This window comes from Mesorhizobium quangtriensis, from assembly GCF_040081925.1.
In the GTDB taxonomy this organism is placed as follows: Bacteria; Pseudomonadota; Alphaproteobacteria; order Rhizobiales; family Rhizobiaceae; genus Mesorhizobium_K; species Mesorhizobium_K quangtriensis.
Map to the genome: position 1 here is coordinate 251,551 of NZ_JBEBMF010000004.1, position 17,455 is coordinate 269,005.

The 17,455-nt window shown below is 63.6% G+C and carries 16 protein-coding genes; 11 read left to right on the top strand and 5 right to left on the bottom strand.

What is annotated here, in order from left to right:
* Positions 1 to 43: 43 nt before the first annotated feature.
* From ABMA32_RS20780 to ABMA32_RS20830, 11 genes are all read left to right on the top strand, one after another.
* Positions 44 to 1,414: a glutamine synthetase family protein gene (locus ABMA32_RS20780; protein WP_349015710.1), complete on the top strand. Its 1,371-nt coding sequence runs from the start codon at positions 44 to 46 to the stop codon at positions 1,412 to 1,414.
* A gap of 87 nt (positions 1,415 to 1,501) precedes the next feature.
* Positions 1,502 to 2,890 carry an aldehyde dehydrogenase family protein gene (locus ABMA32_RS20785; protein WP_349015711.1) on the top strand — a complete coding sequence of 463 codons (1,389 nt, stop codon included), beginning with the start codon at positions 1,502 to 1,504 and terminating at the stop codon, positions 2,888 to 2,890.
* A 17-nt stretch (positions 2,891 to 2,907) separates the two neighbouring features.
* Positions 2,908 to 4,080: an iron-containing alcohol dehydrogenase gene (locus tag ABMA32_RS20790; protein WP_349015712.1), complete on the top strand. Its 1,173-nt coding sequence runs from the start codon at positions 2,908 to 2,910 to the stop codon at positions 4,078 to 4,080.
* Between the two features lie 249 nt (positions 4,081 to 4,329).
* Complete coding sequence (locus ABMA32_RS20795; RefSeq protein WP_349015713.1) at positions 4,330 to 5,439, top strand: ABC transporter substrate-binding protein; 1,110 nt, start codon at positions 4,330 to 4,332, stop codon at positions 5,437 to 5,439.
* Positions 5,440 to 5,554: 115 nt separating this feature from the next.
* The gene (locus tag ABMA32_RS20800; RefSeq protein ID WP_349015714.1) at positions 5,555 to 6,388 is read left to right on the top strand and encodes an ABC transporter permease; all 834 of its coding nucleotides are present in this window, start codon (positions 5,555 to 5,557) and stop codon (positions 6,386 to 6,388) included.
* Positions 6,385 to 7,164 (top strand): ABC transporter permease, encoded by a 780-nt coding sequence (locus tag ABMA32_RS20805; RefSeq protein WP_349015715.1) that lies wholly within the window; start codon positions 6,385 to 6,387, stop codon positions 7,162 to 7,164. Before ABMA32_RS20800 ends, ABMA32_RS20805 begins: the two co-directional genes overlap by 4 nt.
* Complete coding sequence (locus tag ABMA32_RS20810; protein ID WP_349015716.1) at positions 7,164 to 8,222, top strand: ABC transporter ATP-binding protein; 1,059 nt, start codon at positions 7,164 to 7,166, stop codon at positions 8,220 to 8,222. The genes ABMA32_RS20805 and ABMA32_RS20810 overlap by 1 nt, the downstream gene beginning before the upstream one ends.
* Before the next feature lie 918 nt (positions 8,223 to 9,140).
* Complete coding sequence (locus ABMA32_RS20815; protein ID WP_349015717.1) at positions 9,141 to 9,626, top strand: MaoC family dehydratase; 486 nt, start codon at positions 9,141 to 9,143, stop codon at positions 9,624 to 9,626.
* Between the two features lie 20 nt (positions 9,627 to 9,646).
* Complete coding sequence (locus ABMA32_RS20820; protein ID WP_349015970.1) at positions 9,647 to 10,003, top strand: putative quinol monooxygenase; 357 nt, start codon at positions 9,647 to 9,649, stop codon at positions 10,001 to 10,003.
* A 65-nt stretch (positions 10,004 to 10,068) separates the two neighbouring features.
* Positions 10,069 to 10,278 carry a hypothetical protein gene (locus tag ABMA32_RS20825; RefSeq protein ID WP_349015718.1) on the top strand — a complete coding sequence of 70 codons (210 nt, stop codon included), beginning with the start codon at positions 10,069 to 10,071 and terminating at the stop codon, positions 10,276 to 10,278.
* A 72-nt stretch (positions 10,279 to 10,350) separates the two neighbouring features.
* A complete protein-coding gene (locus tag ABMA32_RS20830) occupies positions 10,351 to 10,659 on the top strand; it encodes a hypothetical protein (RefSeq protein ID WP_349015719.1) in 309 nt (102 codons plus the stop codon).
* A 5-nt stretch (positions 10,660 to 10,664) separates the two neighbouring features.
* Here ABMA32_RS20830 and ABMA32_RS20835 read toward each other — a convergent pair whose 3' ends face one another.
* The 5 genes from ABMA32_RS20835 to ABMA32_RS20855 form a co-directional block, all read right to left on the bottom strand.
* Complete coding sequence (locus ABMA32_RS20835; protein ID WP_349015720.1) at positions 10,665 to 11,210, bottom strand: sarcosine oxidase subunit gamma; 546 nt, start codon at positions 11,208 to 11,210, stop codon at positions 10,665 to 10,667.
* Positions 11,203 to 14,196: a sarcosine oxidase subunit alpha gene (locus ABMA32_RS20840; protein WP_349015721.1), complete on the bottom strand. Its 2,994-nt coding sequence runs from the start codon at positions 14,194 to 14,196 to the stop codon at positions 11,203 to 11,205. Before ABMA32_RS20840 ends, ABMA32_RS20835 begins: the two co-directional genes overlap by 8 nt.
* Positions 14,196 to 14,591 (bottom strand): sarcosine oxidase subunit delta, encoded by a 396-nt coding sequence (locus ABMA32_RS20845; protein WP_349015722.1) that lies wholly within the window; start codon positions 14,589 to 14,591, stop codon positions 14,196 to 14,198. The genes ABMA32_RS20840 and ABMA32_RS20845 overlap by 1 nt, the downstream gene beginning before the upstream one ends.
* A 13-nt stretch (positions 14,592 to 14,604) precedes the next feature.
* On the bottom strand, positions 14,605 to 15,858 hold the full coding sequence (locus ABMA32_RS20850; RefSeq protein ID WP_349015723.1) for a sarcosine oxidase subunit beta family protein: 1,254 nt from the start codon (positions 15,856 to 15,858) through the stop codon (positions 14,605 to 14,607).
* A 151-nt stretch (positions 15,859 to 16,009) separates the two neighbouring features.
* Positions 16,010 to 17,221 (bottom strand): MFS transporter, encoded by a 1,212-nt coding sequence (locus ABMA32_RS20855; RefSeq protein WP_349015724.1) that lies wholly within the window; start codon positions 17,219 to 17,221, stop codon positions 16,010 to 16,012.
* Between the last annotated feature and the right edge of the window lie 234 nt (positions 17,222 to 17,455).

The following is a 17,455-nucleotide window of genomic DNA, read 5'->3' on the forward strand; positions in this document are numbered from 1 at the left end:
ATTTGATGACCGCAGGTGAACACGCGGCAAAGGACTTTAAGAAATGGCCGGAAACCTCTCTTTCGAGCAGTTGAAAAAAGCTGTCGGCAGTGGCGAGATCGATACGGTGCTGGCCTGCGCCGTCGACATGCAGGGCCGTCTCGTCGGCAAGCGCTTCCTGGCGAAATATTTCGTCGAGTCCGGCTACGACGAGACGCACGGCTGCAACTACCTGCTCACCGTCGACGTCGATATGGAAGTCGTCCCCGGCTACAAGGCGGCCAACTGGGAAAAGGGTTATGGCGATTTCGTCTTCAAGCCCGACCTGGCGACTCTCCGTCACATACCCTGGCTCGAAAAGACCGCGCTCGTGCTGTGCGACCTGCTCGACCATCACAGCCATGACGACGTGCCGCATTCGCCACGCGCCATCCTGAAGCGTCAGGTCGCCCGGCTGACCGAGCGCGGCTGGAAGGCCTACATGGCCTCCGAACTCGAATTCTATCTCTTCGACGAATCCTTCGCCGCCGCGCGCGCGAAAAACTGGAAGAACGTCGCTACTGCGTCGCCTTATATCGGCGACTACCTGATCGGCATCACCACGCAGGAAGAGACCGTCATGCGGGCGATCCGCAACGGCCTCGAGGCGGCGGGCATCCCCGTCGAAAACTCCAAGGGCGAGGCCGGCCCCGGTCAGGAAGAGATCAACGTCCGTTATGCCGAAGCGCTCGAAATGGCGGACCGTCACGCCATTCTCAAGAACGGCTGCAAGGAGATCGCGCACGGTCTCGGCAAGTCGCTGACCTTCATGTCGAAGTACAATTATTCGCTCGCCGGCAATTCCAGCCACGTCCATAATTCGCTGTGGAGCGCCGACGGCAAGAAGCCGCTGTTCTACGACCCGAAGGCGGAGCACACCATGTCACCGCTGATGCGCTCATGGGTCGCCGGCCAGCTCAAATATGCCAGCCAGTTCACGCTGATGCTCGCGCCCTATATCAATTCCTACAAGCGCTTCCAGGTCGCCACGTGGGCACCAACCCGCATCGCCTGGAGCCGCGACAACCGCACAGCGAGCTTCCGCCTCTGCGGCGAAGGCACGAAAGGCATCCGAACCGAATGCCGCATAGGCGGCGCCGACCTTAACCCCTACCTCGCCTTCGCCTCGCTCATCGCCGCCGGCCTCGCCGGCATCGACGAGAAGCTGGAACTCGCTAAGCCTTTCGAGGGCAACGTTTACCAGGCCCAGAAGGTGCCCGAGATACCGAAGACCTTGCGCGAAGCGACTGACATCTTCGCTAGGTCGAAGATGTTGAAGTCCGCCTTCGGCGAGGACGTGGTCGAGCACTACGTGCACACGGCGAAGTGGGAGCAGTTCGAATATGACCGCCGCATCACCGACTGGGAACTGCAGCGCGGGTTTGAGCGGTACTGAACCGCCACATGGCACGACCGCCTCTCCCCGACGGCGCAAATAAAGAGTAAGGGCTGCGCCAACAGCCTCGTTACAAGGAATATCGGCATGACCGAAACAATAAAACTCATCTCACCCATCGATGGCTCGATCTATGCCGAGCGCCCCGTCGCGACCGACCAAGCGGTCAACGCCGCCGTCGAACGCGCGAAGGCCGCGCAGGTCGAGTGGGCAAAGACCTCCATCGCCACCCGCGGCAAATACATGCTCGCAATGCTAGAAGCGCTTGTCGACATGACCGACGAGATCGTGCCCGAGATCGCCTGGCAGATGGGTCGCCCGGTACGCTATGGTGGCGAGTTCGGCGGCGTCAGGGAACGCACGCAGTATATGGTCGAGATCGCCGAGAAGGCGCTCGCGCCCGTTCCCGCCACCAATCCGAAGGACGGTTTCCGCCGATACGTGAAAAAAGAACCGCTCGGCGTCGTGATGGTCATCGCGCCGTGGAATTATCCCTACCTCACAGCCGTAAACACGATCGTGCCGGCGCTGATGGCGGGCTCCACCGTCATTCTCAAGCACGCCGCGCAGACATTGTTGGTCGGCGAACGGTTCGCACAGGCCTTCGAGAAGGCTGGGCTGCCGAAGGGCGTCTTCCAGAACATCGTGCTCAACCACGGCCAGACCGAAAAGCTGCTCGGCTCGGGCAAGATCGACCACGTCAATTTCACCGGTTCGGTCGCCGGCGGCCGCGCCATCGAGAAAGCCGCGGCCGGAACCTTCATGACGCTCGGCCTGGAACTCGGCGGCAAGGACCCGGCCTACGTCCTGCCCGACGCCAAGATGGACCACGCCGTCGCCAACCTCGTCGAAGGCGCCTTCTTCAATTCCGGACAGTGCTGCTGCGGCATCGAGCGCATCTACGTCCACGAGAAGGTCTATGACGATTTCGTCGACGGCTTCATCGCCGAAAGCAGGAACTGGAAGCTCGGCAACCCGCTTGAAAAGGACGCCATCATCGGCCCGATGGCGCAGGCCCGGTTCGCCGACCTGATCCGCGAGCAGAAGGCCGAGGCGCTGCGCAAGGGCGCCACCGCCCACATCAACGCGAAGGACGAGCGCGACAAGGCCGGCTCGCCCTACCTCCCCGTCGAAGTCCTGACAAATGTCGATCACCAGATGTCGGTCATGCGCGAGGAAAGTTTTGGTCCGATCGTCGGCATCATGAAGGTGCGCAACGACGAGGAAGCCATCGCCCTGATGAACGACAGCCCCTACGGCCTCACCGCATCGATCTGGACCGCCGACACCGAGCACGCCATCGCCGTCGGCGACCGCGTCGAAACCGGAACCGTCTTCATGAACCGCTGCGACTATCTCGATCCCGCGCTGGTCTGGACAGGCGTCAAGGACACCGGCAAGGGCGCAGCGCTATCAGCCATCGGCTACGATAACCTTACCCGGCCGAAGTCCTACCACCTGCGCGAAAAGATCTGAGACCCGAGGCGACAACCATGTCCAAATTCGTTTCCAAATGGAACTATCCGACCACCGTCCGCTTCGGACCGGGCCGCATCAAGGAACTGCCCGAGGTACTGGCGGCGGCCGGCATCAAGAAGCCGCTCTTCGTCACCGACCCCGGCCTCGCCAAGCTTCCCTCGACCGCCTCGGCGCTGAAGGTGCTCGACGACGCGAAAATCCCCTACGGCGTCTTCACCGACGTGAAGCCGAACCCCGTCGAAGCCAATCTCACCGCCGGCATCGCTGTCTTCAAAAAAGGCAAGCATGACGGCGTCATCGCCTTCGGCGGCGGCTCCGCGCTCGACCTCGGCAAGCTGATCGCCTTCCAAGCCGGCCAGACGCGCCCGATCTGGGACTTCGAGGACATCGGCGACTGGTGGACGCGCGCCAATTCCGACGCCATCACCCCGATCATTGCCGTGCCCACCACCGCCGGCACCGGTTCCGAAGTCGGTCGCGCCGGAGTCCTCACCAACGAAGCGACGCACACCAAGAAGATCATCTTCCATCCCAAGCTCCTGCCGGTGATCGTGATTGCCGACCCGGAACTCACCGTCGGCATGCCGCCCTTCATCACGGTCGGCACCGGCATGGACGCTTTCGCCCACTGCCTCGAAGCCTATTGCGCGCCCGGCTTCCACCCGATGGCGGACGGCATCGCGCTGGAAGGCATGCGCCTCGTCTTCGAGAACCTGCCCAAGGCCGCGAACGACGGCAAGGACATCGCCGCGCGCGCAAACATGATGGCCGCCGCCGCGGCGGGCGCTACCGCCTTCCAGAAAGGCCTCGGCGCCATCCATTCGCTGTCGCATCCGATCGGCGCCTTCTATGACACCCACCACGGCATGACCAACGGCGTCTTCATGCCCTACGTGCTCGCCTTCAACCGTCCGGCCATCGAGGAGCGCCTGACCCGCGCAGCCGCCTATCTCGGCATCAAGGGCGGCTTCGACGGCTTCTCGAAGGCCGTCCTGAAGCTAAGGAAGGACCTCAAGGTTCCGCACACGCTCCCCGAACTGATCAAGGGGCTGAAGATGGACGCGAAGCGCAAGGATGAGATCTCGGCAATGGCGGTCGAGGATCCCAGCACCGGCTCCAATCCGGTCAAGTTGACGAAGAAGGCAGCACGCACGCTGCTCGACAACGCAATCGCCGGCAAACTCTAAGGGTCGCCGACCCCGGGTCTGTCGCTGCGGGAATGCTGCCGGTCGCAAACAGGAGGAGGTTGATCAGCGACCGGTCGATCACGAACATTTAGCCGAGAAATAAACCGGCCGCCAATTGCTACGGTCCGGAAAAAGGGGTTAACTTTTCACGCCTTGGGGGCTTGGCGGTCCGGACATTCATCGGACTGTCACATGACAGCGATACCGCATCCGAGGCGTCCAATGGCGTCAGTTCAACGGAGAGAACACATGTTCAAGTTTACGGGGAAGCTGCTTTCCCTCACCGCCGCGTCGCTGATGGTGACGACGGCTTTCGTCGCGGCCGAACCGTCGGCCGAGCTCGTCGCCGCCGCGAAGGCGGAAGGCAAGCTCAGCACGATCGCGCTGCCGCACAGCTGGTGCGGCTATGGCGACGTAATCGGTGCGTTCAAGGCCAAGTATCCGGAAATCACGGTCACCGAACTCAACCCGGACGCTGGCTCTGCCGACGAATTGGAAGCCGTTCGTGCCAACAAGGACAACAAGGGTCCGCAGGCGCCCGACGTGCTCGACGTCGGTCTCGCGTTCGGTCCGGCTGCCCAGAAGGAAGGCCTGCTCCAGCCGTACAAGGTCTCGACCTGGGACTCCATCCCTGCCGATGCCAAGGATCCCGACGGACACTGGTACGGCGATTACTACGGCGTGATGTCGTTCCTCGTGAACACCGATATCGTCGAGAACGTCCCGACCTCCTTCGCCGATCTGCTGAAGCCTGAATATGCCGGCCAGGTGGCGCTCGCGGGCGACCCGCGCACGTCCAACCAGGCGATCCTGGGCGTTCTGGCCGCCGGCATGTCGCGGGGCGCTGCGCCCGGCGCGGACTCGGCCAAGGCCGGCCTGGAGTTCTTCAAGGAGCTCAACGCCGCCGGCAACTTTGTTCCGGTCATCGGCAAGTCTGCCTCGCTGGCGCAGGGCACCACGCCTATCATTATTGCGTGGGACTACAATGCTCTCAGCTGGCGCGACGGCCTCCAGGGCAATCCGGCGACCCAGATCGTGGTTCCATCCGATGCGGTTCTGGCCGGTGTCTACGTTCAGGCCATCAGCGCCTATGCGCCGAACCCGAACGCCGCCAAGCTGTGGATGGAGCACCTCTATTCCGACGAAGGCCAGATCGGCTGGCTCAAGGGCTACTGCCACCCGATCCGCTTCAACGACCTTGTCGCCAACAAAAAGGTTCCGCAGGAGCTTCTGGACAAGCTGCCTCCGGCGGACGCATACGAAAAGGCCGTGTTCCCGACCGTCGAGCAGGTCAACGCCAATGGCGATGGCGTGAAGGCTGGCTGGGACGCTACCGTCGGCGCGAACGTCGTCGAGTAGTAGTACGCGTCAGGCAGGCCGGGCGCCACGCGGCGCCTGGCCTGTCCGCCCGTTGCAACCGCACCTTGATGGAAGGCGGGGACATGAACACGGTCCGGCATGAAAAGGGGTGCTCATGCGTTGGTTAGGGGTCCTGCCGTTCTTCGTTTTCACGGCGCTTTTCCTGATTTTCCCGACGCTTTACATTATCATCGGGGCGTTCCGGACTCCTGATGGCGCATTTACGCTGGCCAACATCGCGTCGTTGAACACGCCCGGGATAATCAACGCCTACCTTCTTTCAATCCGCGTCAGCTTTTTCTCGGCAGTGCTGGGCTGCCTGATCGGCTTCGCCATGTCCGCCGCCATCACGTTCGGCGGACTTCCCAGGCGGCTCCGTTCGCCACTTCTGACCTTCTCCGGCGTCGCGTCCAACTTCGCCGGCGTGCCGCTTGCCTTCGCCTTCATCGCCACGCTTGGTCCAGTCGGGCTGGTCACGGTTTGGCTTAGGACCGAATTCGGCATCAACCTGCGCGCCATGGGCTTCAACCTGCTTAGCACTCAGGGGCTGATCGTCACCTATCTCTTCTTCCAGATCCCACTGATGATTCTGATCATCACGCCGGCCCTTGAGGGCCTAAAACGGGAGTGGAAGGAAGCGGCCGCGATCCTTGGCGCAAGCACGTCGCAGTACTGGCGGATGGTTGCCTTCCCGATACTTTTCCCGTCCCTTCTGGGAACGCTGGCGCTTCTGTTCGCCAACGCATTCGGTGCGGTCGCGACAGCCATCGCGCTGACCGGCTCCACACTCAATCTCGCACCCATCCTGCTGTTCGCTCAGATTCGCGGCGACGTGCTCGGCAACCCGCACCTCGGCTACGCCCTGGCCTTCGGCATGATCGTCATCACCGGCATCGCCAACACGATCTACATCGTGCTTCGCACCCGTTCGGAGAAGTGGATCAAATGAAGGTATTCGCCTGGGGTGCTTTCCTCTTCGGCTGCCTCTTCTTCGCGCTGCCGCTGCTCGGCCTGACCGAGTTTTCGCTGTCGATGCGGCGCGAGGGCTATACTTTCGACGCGTACCGCGTCGTGCTGGCCGATCCGCAGTTCCGCTCGACGTTTCTTTATTCCGTCACGGCAGCGATCGCGACAATTGTCGTGGGAATATTGATCGTCGTTCCCACCGCTTACTGGATTCGCCTGCGAATGCCCTGGCTCCGGCCGATCGTCGAGTTCATCACGCTGATGCCGCTTGTCATTCCGGCTATCGTCATCGTCTTCGGCTACATCCGGCTCTACAACACGTCCTCGATCCTGCCGCTCATGGGCACGACGGCGGGCACCACGCTGCTGCTCATCTGCGGATTTACCGTACTGTCGCTGCCTTACATGTACCGCGCGGTCGATACCGGTATGCGCACGATCGATGTGGGCACGCTGACAGAGGCCGCGCAGAGCCTGGGCGCGGGATGGTTCACCATCCTGTTCCGCATCATCCTTCCCAACGTGCTCGTCGCGGTGTTGTCAGGCGCCTTCCTGACCTTCGCCATCGTTATCGGCGAGTTTGTGTTTCCCGCTTTGCTCAACCTGCCGGCCTTCGGCCCGTACATGCAGATCGTCGGCGCCAACAAGGCCTACGAGCCCATGGCTCTGGCCGTCATCGCCTTCGGCATCACCTGGGGCTGCATGGGCCTCATCCAACTCGTCACCCGTCTCCAGAAACACACGCAGGTAAAACGCTGATGGCATTCCTGGAACTCAAGGGCTTGCAAAAAGACTTTGGCCCGCTGCGCGTGGTCAAGGACTTCAATCTCGATATCGAGCAAGGGGAATTCGTTTCCTTCCTCGGACCTTCCGGCTGCGGCAAGACGACCGTGCTGCGTATGGTCGCCGGCTTCGAGGAGCCCAGCGCCGGATCGATCTCGGTCGGCGGCAAGGAAGTCACGCGGCTGAAGACCAGCCAGCGTGACATGGGCATGGTGTTCCAGGCCTATGCGCTGTTTCCCAACATGACGGTGGCGCAGAACATTGGCTTCGGCCTCAAGGTGCGCGGCGCCTCGTCCTCCGAAATTTCTGCCCGGGTCACCGAGATGCTGAAGCTGATCCAGCTCGACCAGCTTGCCGACCGCTACCCCTATCAGATGTCCGGTGGCCAGCAGCAGCGCGTGGCGCTGGCGCGTGCGCTCGCACCGCAGCCCAAGGTGCTTCTGCTCGACGAGCCGCTCTCGGCCCTGGACGCCAAGGTGCGCGTGTCGCTGCGCGACGAAATCCGCGCTATCCAGAAGCGGCTCGGCATCACCACGATCTTTGTCACGCACGATCAGGAAGAAGCGCTTTCGATCTCCGACCGCGTCATCGTGATGTATCAGGGCAAGGCCGAGCAGGTGGGCACGCCGTTCGAGATCTACAACCGTCCGGCAACAAAGTTTGTCGCCAACTTCGTCGGTACGCTGAACACGCTGGAAGGGACGGTTACGGACCCCTCTGCCGGCACTGTCAGGGTCGGAACCGGAGAGGTGGTCCTCAAGGGCAAGCTCAACGGCTCGAAGGCAGGTGATCCCGTGTCGCTCGCGCTGCGCCCCGAAGCCATTTCGCTCGGGCGCCAGCCCGGCCGTGACGCGATGCTCGGCGGCGAGATCGCCGAGGTCAGCTTCCTGGGCTCCGTTATCCGTGTACGCGTCGGGCTCGGCCAGGAATCCGTCTCGCTCGACACCTTCAACTCGCCTGCTTCCCCGCCGCCCGCGGTGGGCGACAAGGCTGAAATCAGCTTCTCCCCGGAGGACGTTCTGGTCCTGCACTGACGACCCGCCGCTTCGTCTGCGGGCCTTCGCACCGCCCCAAACGGTTCTCAAGTCAGTGCTCTGGCTTCCGGGTTCCGCTTCGCGGCCCCGGAATGACGGAGGGGATGAGCCGCAACGCCAAGCGTGGATAGTTTTTCGCAACTGGAAACACAGGCGACTGAAATCGCGCGCTTTTCGATTTTTCCTTCGCAACTGGATTCACGCCGTTCCCGCCTCAGGCATACTCACCCCATCGCCCTCACGGGAACCTGGTGCGCACCGGGTATCAGGGAGGGTGGCGGTGCCGGATCGGTCAACGCTGCGGTCGCGTTGGCTGGGTGATGAACCCCCAGGTCCGGGCCCTCATGGAGACCAGCGGCAACGGCCGTGTCCTCCTTGGGGGCAAGAACACCGGCGGGGCGCGGGAGACCGGCCACGTAAACAATAAATTGAGAGGCAAGGCCCCGTGCCCCGCTTCCCGACTACTCCTTGCACCCACAAGGAGCGTTCTTTGAAACAGCCAGACTGCGAAAGCAGGGCGTGGCAACGATGAAGTGCGCGGATATCCCACCCCCTTGCGGGGAGGCTGGACGACTGCCGCAGGCGGTCGGACGGGTGGGGTAGCCAGAGGCAGCGCTACGACATTCAAATCTCCGCGTTTCGCCTGTGAGAAGCGACCCCACCCGGCCGGACTACATATGGCCGACCTCCCCTCAAGGGGAGGTTAAGTACCGCGCTCAAAGCCCCCCTCTCCGTCCGCTTCGCGGCCACCTCTCCCCCACTTTGCGGGAGCGAGGATTTGCTGCCTCGCCAACAGGCCGCCAAACCGTCCGGAAACGACACCTCTACAACCAGGGAACCCGACCAAGGTTGAAATGGTTGGTGCATCCGCGATAGGGAAGCGGAAGCGCAGCGCAGCGCGCAGAGAGGGAGTATCGCGTGAAGACAGTCAGGCTCGACGAATTGGAAGGGCTGGTCGGCCAGGAGACCGGCCTGTCGCCCTGGCGCGAGGTAACGCAGACCATGATCGACCAGTTCGCCGACGCAACCGACGACCACCAGTTCATCCACTGCGATCCCGAGCGCGCCGCCGCGGAGACGCCATTCGGCGGTACCATCGCGCACGGCTTTCTCACGCTCTCCCTGCTTTCGACCTTTGCCTACGAGGCGCAGCCCTCTCTGGAGGGTGCCGACATCGGCATCAACCACGGCTTCGATACCGTTCGTTTCGTTGCCCCGGTAAAAACCGGCTCGCGCATCCGCGCACGCTTCAAGCTCGCCGAAGCCAAGATCAGACCTTCCGGATGGGTTCAAGTGGCCAACGACGTGTCCATCGAGATCGAGGGATCGGCCAAGCCGGCCCTCACGGCGCGATGGCTGACCCTCGCTTTCGTTCCGCCCGAGAGCCGGCGCGCGCAAGAATAAGGAGACGGCCCGTGCCGCAGATGAGCGTCATCGTCGAATACGAGATCCATGACGGGCGCGAAGGAGACTTCGCCGCCTTGATGAAGGACCACGCCCGCCGCACCCTTTTCGAGGAGGACGGCTGCCTGCGCTTCGAGGTGCTGGAGCCGGTTGACCAGACAGGGGCGCCGATCCCCGGTCGCCTCATGGTGAGTGAACTCTACATCGACCAGGCTGCGCTCACCGCGCATATGGAAAGTCCGCGTCTGGCAGCACTGCGTTCGACGCTCGGGCCGCTGCTCAAGTCCCGCCGCTTGCTTGTGTCCCAGGTGGTCAGTGCGCAGGCGGAGGAGACAGGCCTTGCACCGGACGAACTGAACGCAGCAAACGACGGCTGACGCGATTGGGGCTGGTGTAGCTCGCCGCATTCCCTATCTTGTAAGGATACAGCGAGGACAAGCACATGGCCCCTGCAAAGCCCTTCGGTACGAACAGAAAATCCGCGGCGGTGAAATCGCTTGAACGAGAGCGCGCCGCGCAGGAGCGTCTTTCTCCAAAACAGGAACTGGACGAGGAACTTGAGGAGGCGCTGGAAGACACGTTTCCGGCCAGCGATCCGATCTCCGTCATTTCCTCGTCGATCCCAGGAAAGCCCAAGCAGAAGCGTCCGTAGGACTGTACTTCAGCGGAACCGGATGACACGACGGACGTTGTCTTAGGCTCCCAACTTGCAAGGACAAAAGACATGCCCGCATTCTCACGCTTTCGTAGCGACGTCGAAGACGACCTCGAAACACAGGTCGCGAGGCTGTCGAAGGAACTCGCTGCCCTGAAGAAGACCATGTCCCGGCGCGGCTCCGACGCGTATGACGCAGCCCGAGAGGCGGCCGACGATGTCTACGGCGATCTCAGGGACCGGCTTCTCGACGCGCTGCCGCACGTCCGCAAGCGTGCCCGCGCGGCCGAGCAGGCGGCGCGCGATAATCCGGCGATGGCGGCTGTCGTCGGCTTGGCCGTCGTGGGTCTTCTGGCGGCAATGCTCGTCAGGCGCTGAACTCGTTAGGCGGCAGCGTCGCGCGCGGCTTCCGTAAGGAAGCCGTAAACATAGTCAGAGAACGACCTCCAGCACTCGACCCGGAACGCATCCTCGGCCGTGCGCAGCAACACGATTTCCGCCTTTCCAAGCACCGTGCGCGCGCACGCGCCGACCGGAAACACCGCCAGCGAAAGATCCTGCGGGCATCCGGCGGCGATGGTGTTTTCGGCGCCCGCACCCGTCACCGAGAAAGCCACGTTCCGGTGCGAGATTCCGACGGCGGAATGCAGGGTATCCACGGAGGCGCAGGCGTCCAGAGGATCCTTCGCCCCCTCGTCAATCACCAGCCACTCGTCCGGCCCCAGCCACAGCGCCGTTCGCGTTGCCTTGCTGGCTGACGCCTTCGGCTTCTGCGGCAAGGTCAGCCCCAGCGCCTTCGACAGGGCCGCCAAAGACTGAGTTGGTGCACGCAACGATATCCGGTGCGCTGGCGGCAGCACGGCCACCTTCACGCCGGCCGCCGAAAATTCCCGTCCCACCAATGCCGGGTTGCGCACAGCGTCAGCCATTGAGGCGGCCCCCCTTTTCGTCGAAGAATACCGGCGAGCAGACCTCGACCTCGATCGTCTCGTTCTGCATCGGCACGAACAGCGTGTCGCCCATGCGCGAGCGCCCGTCCATCAGCAGCGCCATGGCGATCGACCGGCCGCAATTCTCCGACCAATAGCTCGACGTCACATGGCCGAGCATCTTCATCGGCTTCGGCTGGCTCGGGTTGCCGACGATCTGCGCGCCCTCCTCCAGCACGGTCTTCGGGTTCCTGGTCTTCAGCCCGACGATCTGCTTGCGGCCCGCCGCGACAAGATCGGGCCGCGCCATGCCGCGAATGCCGACGAAGTCGGTCTTCTTCTTGCCGACGGCCCAGTCCAGACCGGCATCGTTCATGGTGACGGTCCCATCGGTATCCTGCCCGACGATGATGTAACCCTTCTCGGCGCGCAGGACGTGCATCGCCTCCGTGCCGTAAGCGCAGGCGCCGTGCTTCTCGCCTTCGGCCCACAGCGCCTCCCAGACGGCGAGCCCATAGTCGGCCGGCACGTTCACCTCGAACCCGCGCTCGCCGGAAAAGGACATGCGGAACAGCCTTGTCGGCACGCCGCAGATCTTGCCCTCGCGCACGGACATGTGTGGCAGCGCCTCGTCCGAGAGGTCAATGCCTTCGACCAGCGGCGCGATGATCTCGCGCGACTTCGGCCCCTGCACGGCGATGACCGCCCACTGCTCGGAGACCGAGGTCAGCCACACGTTGAGATGCGGGAACTCGGTCTGGAGATAATCCTCCATGTGGTTCATCACGCGCGCTGCGCCGCCTGTCGTCGTCGTGACATGGAAGCGATCTGCCGCGAGCCGGCCGACGACGCCGTCGTCATAGATGAAGCCGTCCTCGCGCAGCATCAGGCCATAGCGGCAGCGGCCGGGCTCAAGCTTCTCCCAGGGGTTGGTGTAGATGAGTTCCATGAACTTCGCGGCGTCGGGGCCGACGACCTCGATCTTGCCGAGCGTCGACGCATCGAACAGGCCCGCCGTCTTGCGCACGGTCACGCATTCGCGGTCGACAGCCGCATGCATGTCCTCGCCTGACTTCGGGAAATACCAAGCGCGCTTCCACTGCCCGACATCCTCGAACACCGCCCCCCGCGCCTCGGCCCACGGGTGGATCGGCGTACGCCGGGTCGGGTCGAACAGGGCGCCGCGCGAATGGTTGATGAGCGAGCCGAAGGTGACCGGCGTGTAGGGCGCGCGGAAGGTCGTCAGCCCGACCTCCGGCATCTCCTTGCCGAGCGCTTCCGCCGCGATCGCCAGCCCGTGGACATTCGACGTCTTGCCCTGGTCGGTCGCCATGCCGTTGGTGGTGAAGCGCTTGACGTGCTCGATCGAGCGCATGCCTTCGCGCACCGCCTGGCGGATATCCTTGGCGGTGACGTCGTTCTGGAAGTCGATGAACGCCTTGACCGTCGTGTCGGCGCCGGCCCCGGGCGCGGAGCCCAGCATCCCGCCGGTCCAGTTCTCGCCGGCATCGACCTTCGGCTTGCTGCCTTTCGCAGCCTTGCCACCCGCTTCCTTCGCCAACCGTGACCCGGCCGCATAGGCTTCGTCCACCGCAGCGGCCAGACTGTCGGTGCCGTTGCAGGCGCCGACCGAAACGCAGTCCTGCGCATAGACGCCCGGCAGGAAGCGACGCGTCTCCTGATCGAAAGCCACCTTGCCCCGCGACTGCGAGAACATGTGCACCGACGGCGTCCAGCCTGACGAGGTGATCAGCGCATCGACCGGTATCGTGCGCTCGGCGCCACCGTTCTTCGGCTGCACGACGATGGAGGACACGCGCAGCTTTCCGCGCGCCTTCACCACCGCGCGCCCGTGGTTGATCTCGATGCCGAGTGCGCGCGCCTCGTCCACCAGCGGCCCGGCGGGATTGTCGCGGAGGTCGACGATGGTGGCGATGGAGACGCCTGCCTTCTTCAGGTCGATCGCGGCCGCATAGGCGCTGTCGTTCGCCGTATAGACGCCGACATTGCGGCCAACCGCGACGCCCTGGTGGTTCAGGTAGGAGCGCGCCGCCGAAGCGAGCATGACGCCCGGCCGGTCGTTGTCGGCGAACACCATATGCCGCTCGATCGCGCCGGTCGCGATCACCACCTTCTTCGCCCGGACCTGCCACAGCCGCTCGCGCGGAAGGTCGTGTCCCGGATTGGACAGATGCTCGGTCACGCGCTCGGTGAGGCCGACGAAATTCTGCGCGTAGTAGCCGAACGCCGTGGTGCGCGGCAGCAGCCGCACATTTTCCATGGCCGCCAGTTTGGCGATCGCCGCCTGCGCCCAGCCCCAACCGTCCTGCCCCTCGATCTTCGCGCCGCTCTCGAAGCGCAGCGCACCGCCGAACTCGCCCTGCTCGTCCGCGAGGATCACGCGCGCGCCAGTGTCGGCAGCGGCGAGCGCCGCCGCGATGCCCGCCGCACCACCTCCCAGCACCAGCACCTCGCAATGCGCGTAGCGTGAGGAATAATGATCCGGGTCAGGCTGGTCCGGCGATACGCCGAGACCAGCGGCCGCGCGGATGTTCGGCTCGTAGAGGCTCTTCCATGCCGCCTTCGGCCACATGAAGGTCTTGTAGTAGAAGCCGGCCGAGAAGAAGGGCGAGAACACGTCGTTGATCGCGCCGACATCGAAGGAAAGCGACGGCCAGCGGTTCTGCGAGCGCGCCGTCAGCCCGTCATAGAGTTCCTGCACCGTCGCGCGCACGTTGGGCGTCCTGCGCGCCGCGTCGCGCGCGATCTCGACCAGCGCATTGGGCTCTTCGGCGCCAGCCGACAGGATGCCGCGCGGGCGGTGATACTTGAAGGAGCGGCCGACGAGATGCACGCCATTGGCCAGCAGCGCCGAGGCGACCGTATCGCCCACCAGCCCGGTGTACGGCTTGCCATCGAAGGTGAAGCGCGCGGTGCGCGCCGGCGTCAGTCTGCCCGAGCCCAAAATGCGGAAAGGTTCGGCCATCACGCATCACCCTTCTTGGCCGGCGTGCGCCGGGTTTCTTTTTTCTTTGGCTTCGGTTCGCCGGCGTCCGGATCGCTTGCGACAGACGCGGCAGCCGGCTTGTCAACGCCCAGCTTGTCCAGGTCCGGCTTCGGCTCGCCGGCCTTGTAGGTCATCAGGAACTTGTCGGTCACGGTGTTGCGCGCGGCGTTGAAGAAGCGCCCGCAGCCATGGATATGCCGCCAGCGTTCGAAGATCACGCCTTTCGGGTTCGAGCGCAGGAAGAAGAACTGCTCGAACTCCTCGTCGCTTATCGCGGCGATGTTTTCCGGCCGCGCGATATGCGCTTCGCCGGCGTTGCGGAACTCCAGTTCGGAGCGCTCTTCCTCGCAATAGGGGCAATGGATCAGAAGCATCTTTGCCCTCCCCTCAGTGCGCCACAGCGGCGGCGGCCGCCTCGTCAATCAGCCGACCGGAGCGGAAGCGGTCAAGGGTCAGCCCGGCGGCGAGCCGGTGCGGCTCGTCGCGCGCGATGAGATGCGCGAACAGATGCGCCGATCCCGGCGTCGCCTTGAAGCCGCCGGTACCCCATCCGCAATTGACGTAGAGGCCGGGAACCGGCGTCTTCGACTGGATTGGCGAACGATCCGGGGTGTTGTCGGTAATGCCGCCCCACTGGCGCATCATCTTCACCCGCCGGAAGATCGGGAAAACCTCACAGATGGCATCGAGCGTGTGGGTGATGATCTGCAAACCGCCGGTCTGCGAATAGGAGACATACTGGTCGGTGCCCGCGCCGATGACGAGCTCGCCCTTGTCCGACTGGGATATGTAGGCATGCACTGTGTTCGACATGACCACGCACGGGAAGATCGGCTTCAGCGGCTCAGACACCAGCGCCTGCAGCGGGTTGCTTTCCAGCGGCACGCGAACGCCGGCCATCGCCATGACGACCGTGTTGTGGCCGGATGCCGAAACGCCGATCTTTTTCGCGCCGATGAAGCCGCGCGAGGTGTCGACGCCGGTCACGCGCCCGTCAGGCCCGCGGCGGATGCCAGTCACTTCGCAGTTCTGGATGATGTGGACGCCGCGATCCGAGGCCGCCCGCGCATAGCCCCAGGCCACAGCGTCATGCCGCGCGGTGCCGCCGCGCCGTTGCAGCGACGCACCGTTGATCGGATAGCGAGCCGAGGCCGAAATATCGAGCGGCGGGCAATAGGCCTTGGCCTGCTCTGGCGTCAGCCACTCATTGTCGATGCCGTAGAGGCGGTGCGCATTGATATGCCGATGCAGCGACTGCCGGTCGTGGGTGTTGTGCGACAGCATCATCACGCCGCGCGCGGAATACATGACGTTATAGTTTAGCTCCTGGCTGAGGTTTTCCCACAGCTTCAGCGAGTGCTCGTAGATGTCCATGCTCTCTTCGTAGAGATAGTTCGAGCGGATGATCGTGGTGTTGCGGCCGGTGTTGCCGCCGCCGAGCCAGCCCTTCTCGATGACCGCGACATTGGTAATGCCGTGCTCCTGGGCGAGATAATAGGCCGCGCCAAGCCCATGACCGCCGGCGCCGATGATGATGACGTCGTATTCCGACTTCGGCTCGGGCGAGGTCCATTGCTGTTCCCAGCCCTTGTGGCCGCGCAAGGCTTCCCTGGCGATGGCGAATACAGAATATTTCCGCATGCTGCTTCGATGGCCTCGCAATGCACAGTGGACCGGACGCCGGATGAGCTGTCCGGCGGCGAGGTGTATCACTAGCGAAAAGCCGATGTCACCCTTGCGCTGTCTGCGACGGCGCTTGCCGTTTTGCGCCGTGCGACAGCCTAGGCCACCGTTATCTGCGGTGACCCCTGTTCATGTCGGGCAGGAAGATCGTCAGCAAGCCCAGCAGCGGCAGGAACGAGCAGATCCAAAACACATATTCGATGCCCCTGCTGTCGGCCAGCACACCGAGTGCTGCCGCGCCGATGCCGCCGAATCCGAAGGCAAGGCCGAAGAAGATGCCGGCGATCAGCCCGACGCGACCCGGAACGAGTTCCTGCGCGAACACGACGATCGCGGAGAAGGCCGACGACAGGATCAGGCCGATCAGGATGGCGAGCACATTGATCCAGAAGAGGTTGGCGTAGGGAAGCGCCAGCGTGAATGGCAGCACGCCGAGGATCGAGAACCAGATGACAGTCTTCGCCCCGAACCGGTCGCCGAACAACCCGCCCAGCACCAGCCCGGCCGCCGAAGCGCCAAGGAATCCGAACAGCATCAATTGCGATCCCTGAACGGAGACGCCAAAGCGGTCCATTGCATAGAAAGTATAGTAGCTCGACAGCGACGCCATGTAGATGTTCTTGGAGAAGGTCAGGATCGTCAGCACGACGAGCGCCGTGACGATGGTCCGCCGCGGCAGGGCCGGGAACATCGGCGCCGGCATCTTGCGACCCATGCGGTCGCGCAGGTGCCCCGCATACCATCTGCTCACCCGCCACAGCACGACAATTCCCACCATCGAGCCAATCGTGAACCAGGAAATGCTCTGCTGGCCGAACGGTACGACCACGAACGCGGCCAGAAGAGGGCCTATCGCCTGGCCGAAATTGCCGCCTAGCTGGAAAACGGATTGCGCCAGACCAAAACGCCCGCCAGACGCAAGGCGCGCAACGCGCGAGGATTCCGGATGGAAGATCGCCGATCCAAGGCCGATCAGCATCGAGCCAATCACCAGCACCGCATAGCTGTGAGCGAAGGCGAGCACGATCAGGCCGACGAGCGAGGACAACATGCCGATCGGCAGCGAGTAAGGAAGCGGGCGCTTGTCCGTATAAAGGCCTATGACGGGCTGGAGCAGCGACGCGGTGCCCTGGAAGGCCAGCGTCAGGATGCCGATCTGCCAGAAGTCGAGATTGTAGCCATCCTTGAGCAGCGGGTAGATCGCCGCCAGCAGCGACTGCATGACGTCATTGATGAAATGGCAGAGGCTGACGGCGATGATGATGGCGGTCACGGTGCCATCGACTGCTGGCTGCCGTGCCGGTATGGTTGTGTCAGCCACTGCTCGATCCGGTATGTTGATTTGCGCGTGGCAGTTGCACTACGCTTCGTCGCAGTCAAGATGATGGTGCAGCTGCGTTGAGCTTTGGTGCCAGCGCTGGGGCGGGTCCGTTTAGGCAAGCCGCGATACGCACTCGACAATCCGCCCTGATTCTGCTATCAGCCGCCACAATTCGCGGTGGTGGCCGCCGCGGAGCTGTTTGGCTTTAAGCCAAGGCTTTGTTTCTGAACACGA

Coding starts and splice junctions, on each gene's coding strand:
- ABMA32_RS20845 (WP_349015722.1), bottom strand. CDS start 14,591: ATGCTTCTGATCCATTGCCCCTATTGCGAGGAAGAGCGCTCCGAACTG.
- ABMA32_RS20835 (WP_349015720.1), bottom strand. CDS start 11,210: ATGGCTGACGCTGTGCGCAACCCGGCATTGGTGGGACGGGAATTTTCG.
- ABMA32_RS20840 (WP_349015721.1), bottom strand. CDS start 14,196: ATGGCCGAACCTTTCCGCATTTTGGGCTCGGGCAGACTGACGCCGGCG.
- ABMA32_RS20800 (WP_349015714.1), top strand. CDS start 5,555: ATGCGTTGGTTAGGGGTCCTGCCGTTCTTCGTTTTCACGGCGCTTTTC.
- ABMA32_RS20795 (WP_349015713.1), top strand. CDS start 4,330: ATGTTCAAGTTTACGGGGAAGCTGCTTTCCCTCACCGCCGCGTCGCTG.
- ABMA32_RS20790 (WP_349015712.1), top strand. CDS start 2,908: ATGTCCAAATTCGTTTCCAAATGGAACTATCCGACCACCGTCCGCTTC.
- ABMA32_RS20830 (WP_349015719.1), top strand. CDS start 10,351: ATGCCCGCATTCTCACGCTTTCGTAGCGACGTCGAAGACGACCTCGAA.
- ABMA32_RS20785 (WP_349015711.1), top strand. CDS start 1,502: ATGACCGAAACAATAAAACTCATCTCACCCATCGATGGCTCGATCTAT.
- ABMA32_RS20805 (WP_349015715.1), top strand. CDS start 6,385: ATGAAGGTATTCGCCTGGGGTGCTTTCCTCTTCGGCTGCCTCTTCTTC.
- ABMA32_RS20850 (WP_349015723.1), bottom strand. CDS start 15,858: ATGCGGAAATATTCTGTATTCGCCATCGCCAGGGAAGCCTTGCGCGGC.
- ABMA32_RS20780 (WP_349015710.1), top strand. CDS start 44: ATGGCCGGAAACCTCTCTTTCGAGCAGTTGAAAAAAGCTGTCGGCAGT.
- ABMA32_RS20820 (WP_349015970.1), top strand. CDS start 9,647: ATGAGCGTCATCGTCGAATACGAGATCCATGACGGGCGCGAAGGAGAC.
- ABMA32_RS20810 (WP_349015716.1), top strand. CDS start 7,164: ATGGCATTCCTGGAACTCAAGGGCTTGCAAAAAGACTTTGGCCCGCTG.
- ABMA32_RS20825 (WP_349015718.1), top strand. CDS start 10,069: ATGGCCCCTGCAAAGCCCTTCGGTACGAACAGAAAATCCGCGGCGGTG.